The sequence below is a fragment of the Mangrovibacterium sp. genome, from assembly GCF_059905295.1.
On sequence record NZ_JBZQJF010000083.1, the window covers coordinates 1 to 3,955 of the forward strand.

Genomic DNA, 3,955 nt, shown 5'->3' on the forward strand with positions numbered 1-3,955 from the left:
AATTTCACCGCGTTCTGATGCAAAAAGCAATACCTGCATAAAATGCGACAGGTACAGCCTGGCGGTCTCAAATACTTCCTTGTACTTTTTATTATTGTCCGATTGTTGATTGATGTTCAGTTCGTAATGTTTCAGGGTATTCTCAAATTGGTTCTTTACACTCTGCAACTCCTCGGTGGAATGTTTTGCGAAAGGAATGTTCTTTACGCTTATTTCATTCACTTTGTTTAGGGCTGTTTCCAGTGCACGCAAGCGTGCCTTGTCCGTTGTGGGTAATCTTCTGTATGGCATAAATCCTCTTTGTTTATTGCGAATTTAAAGAATCAGCAACTCAAAAAGAGTCGTTCGCCGGCTAACTTATGCACAACCTGCTGTGGATTAGTGCAAAAAAAGAAGGCCTTTTCACAGTGAAAAGGCCTTCCAATTTATTCTAATTAACAGGTTTATCTGCTCAATCTCGATTTCAAATACTCGCGGTTCAGGCGGGTCTGCCCGAATGAATAATTATCCACAAGTTCCCGAAACCGAATACAAACTACCTACTCAGTCGTGACTTTAAGTACTCACGATTCAGGCGGGCAATATTCATGATCGAGATGCTTTTCGGACATTCTACCTCGCAGGCACGGGTGTTGGTACAACCTCCAAAACCAAGCTCATCCATTTTCGACACCATGTTCAATGCACGGGCTTTGGCTTCAACTTTACCTTGTGGTAATTTGGCCAGGTGTGACACTTTTGCCGAAACAAACAACATTGCTGACGAGTTTTTACACGCCGCAACACAGGCACCACAACCAATACAAGCTGCAGCATCCATCGCTTCTTCAGCATCATCTCGGGCTACCGGGATTGTATTTGCATCGGGTACACCACCGGTGTTAACTGATACAAAACCACCTGCCTGCAGTATTTTCTCAAAAGCGGTACGATTAACTACCAAGTCTTTGATCACCGGGAATGCACGGGCACGCCATGGTTCAATTATGATGGTTTCGCCATCCTTGAATTTACGCATGTGCAACTGGCAGGTAGTTACTTCAGTATCCGGTCCGTGTGGGCGGCCATTGATGTACAAACTACATGTTCCGCAAATTCCTTCACGACAGTCGTGATCGAAAGCAATCGGGTCGATTCCCTTTTCAATCAGATCATCATTCAAAATATCCATCATTTCCAAAAATGAAGAACCTGTTGAAATATTATTGATGATATAGGTTTCAAATCTCCCTTTGGATTTGGCGTTATTTTGCCTCCAAACTTTTATTTTGAGTTCTTTCAAAATTTTATCAGCCATTTTCTTTTAGATTTTAAGATTAATAGATGTGAGTAATGAGACTACTTATAACTCCTTTGAGTTAATTTCACATTCTCAAACACCAAATCCTCTTTGTGTAATGTCGGCTCAGCTCCTTCTCCTTTGTACTCCCAGCAAGAAACATAGGTGAATTTCTCGTCGTTACGTTTGGCCTCACCTTCTTCGGTAGCCGATTCCAGACGGAAGTGTCCACCACACGATTCGTTTCTGTCAAGTGCATCGCGAGCCATCAATTCACCAATATCGAAGAAGTCGGCAACACGACCTGCCTTTTCAAGCTCAGGATTCAGGTTATTCAGCTCTCCCGGTATTTTAACATCTTTCCAGAATGCTTCACGAACTTCCTTAATTTCTTTGATCGCTTTTTTCAATCCTTCTGCGTTTCGAGCCATACCAACATATTCCCACATAATATGGCCTAACTTCTTGTGGAAATAATCTACGGTCTTCGTACCCTTGATATTATACAGTTTTTCAATACGTGCGGTCACTTCTTTTTCAGCTTCTGCAAACTCCGGTGCACTGACATCCACTTTCGGAGTCATGATTTCATCAGCCAGATAATCACCAATGGTGTACGGCAGAATGAAATAACCGTCAGCCAGCCCCTGCATCAAAGCTGAAGCTCCTAAACGGTTAGCTCCGTGATCGGAGAAGTTAGCCTCACCAATTGAATATAAGCCCGGAACCGAAGTCATCAGGTTGTAGTCAACCCAGGTACCACCCATTGAATAGTGGATGGCCGGATAGATCATCATTGGTGCTTTGTACGGATCAACGTCAGTAATCTTTTCGTACATCTGGAAAAGGTTTCCATAACGTGCTTCAATTACATCTTTGCCCAAGCGCTCGATGGCATATTTAAAATCGAGGAAAACAGCTTTTCCTTCAGAGTTTACTCCAAAACCGGCATCGCAACGTTCTTTTGCTGCACGCGATGCAACATCACGCGGCACAAGGTTTCCGTACGACGGATATCTTCTTTCGAGGTAGAAATCGCGATCTTCATCTGCAATGTCATTCGGATGAAGTTCGCCTTTCTGCAATTTAACTGCGTCTTCTTTTTTCTTCGGAACCCAAACACGACCGTCGTTACGCAACGATTCTGACATCAACGTCAATTTCGACTGCTGATCTCCGTGAACCGGGATACAGGTCGGGTGGATCTGTACAAAACAAGGATTCGACATGAACGCTCCTTTTTTGTAACACTGCCACGCAGCCGATCCGTTACTTCCCATAGCGTTGGTCGACAGGAAGAAAACGTTTCCGTAACCTCCGGTAGCCACAACAACAGCATGTGCTCCGTAGCGTTTAATTTCTCCGGTAACCAGGTCGCGGGCAATAATACCGCGGGCTTTTCCGTCGATCTTAACCACGTCAAGCATTTCGTGACGGCTGTACATTTCAACATTGCCTTTGGCGATCTGACGGTTCAAAGCCTGGTAAGCTCCAATCAACAACTGCTGACCGGTTTGCCCGCGCGCATAAAACGTACGGCTTACCAACACACCACCGAACGAACGGTTATCTAACAAACCGCCATATTCACGACCAAATGGCACACCCTGTGCCACACACTGGTCAATGATGTTTGGTGAAACTTCTGCCAAACGATAAACATTGGCTTCGCGTGCACGATAGTCGCCACCTTTAATGGTATCGTAAAAAAGACGGAACACCGAGTCGTTATCATTCTGATAGTTTTTAGCAGCGTTTATACCACCCTGTGCTGCGATCGAGTGCGCACGGCGCGGGCTGTCCTGGTAACAGAATGCTTTTACTTTATATCCTAATTCGGCCAGTGAAGCAGCTGCCGAAGCACCTCCCAAACCGGTTCCTACTACAATAATTTCGAGTTTGCGTTTATTGGCCGGGCTCACTACTTTGATGGCTGACTTGTGTTTGTTCCACTTTTCAGCTAATGGCCCTTCCGGTATTTTGCTATCTAATATGCTCATAACTTTTCCTTTTTATTTGTACAGACCCAACATGAAATAAAGCGGTATAATAGAAAAACCTACGGCTACAACTACAGCATAGATCTGTCCGATTACCTGCCATCTTTTTAACCAGAACTTGTTGTTTACACCCAAAGTCTGGAACGACGACCAAAAGCCATGCGAAAGGTGCAGACCAAGCAGGATTCCACCAATAATGTATAAAATATTGGCAAAAATGCTTTCTTTAAAAAGTCCGGCAACCAAATCGTAATCACCTTTGGCAAGATGTTCTATTTCTTCGGGACTAAATTTAATGACCCAGAAAAAATCGATAATGTGAATAACCAGGAAAACTAATACTAAGGCTCCCAGAATCAACATGTTCCTTGAAGCCCACGAGCTTGCTCCACTCATGTTCTTTTTTGCATACTTAACAGGACGCGCTTTCCAGTTTTGATATTCAAGAAAGAACGACCAAATGATGTGAATCATAAAACCCAAACCTAAGATGGGTTCCATAATTTTAATTAATGGGTTGGTGGCCATAAAATGGGCACCCTCATTAAACAAAGATCCACTGTCGTCAAAAATCAGCAATAAGTTCAGGCCCAGGTGGACAGCAATAAATACCATCAGGAAAAGTCCTGAGAGACTCATTACAAACTTCCTTCCAATCGAGGCAGTTAAAAATTTG

At 43.7% G+C, this 3,955-nt stretch carries 3 protein-coding genes and 1 pseudogene; all 4 read right to left on the bottom strand.

Going from position 1 to position 3,955, the window contains the following annotated elements; genetic code table 11:
• Positions 1 to 291: pseudogene (locus tag AC37HE_RS04560) on the bottom strand (hypothetical protein); the annotation flags it as partial.
• 244 nt (positions 292 to 535) lie between these two features.
• Positions 536 to 1,297 (bottom strand): succinate dehydrogenase/fumarate reductase iron-sulfur subunit, encoded by a 762-nt coding sequence (locus AC37HE_RS04565; RefSeq protein ID WP_500781604.1) that lies wholly within the window; start codon positions 1,295 to 1,297, stop codon positions 536 to 538.
• A 41-nt stretch (positions 1,298 to 1,338) separates the two neighbouring features.
• The gene (locus AC37HE_RS04570) at positions 1,339 to 3,279 is read right to left on the bottom strand and encodes a fumarate reductase/succinate dehydrogenase flavoprotein subunit (RefSeq protein WP_500781605.1); all 1,941 of its coding nucleotides are present in this window, start codon (positions 3,277 to 3,279) and stop codon (positions 1,339 to 1,341) included.
• Between the two features lie 12 nt (positions 3,280 to 3,291).
• Positions 3,292 to 3,955 (bottom strand): succinate dehydrogenase cytochrome b subunit (locus tag AC37HE_RS04575; RefSeq protein WP_500781606.1); only part of this gene is annotated, 664 nt, incomplete at its 5' end.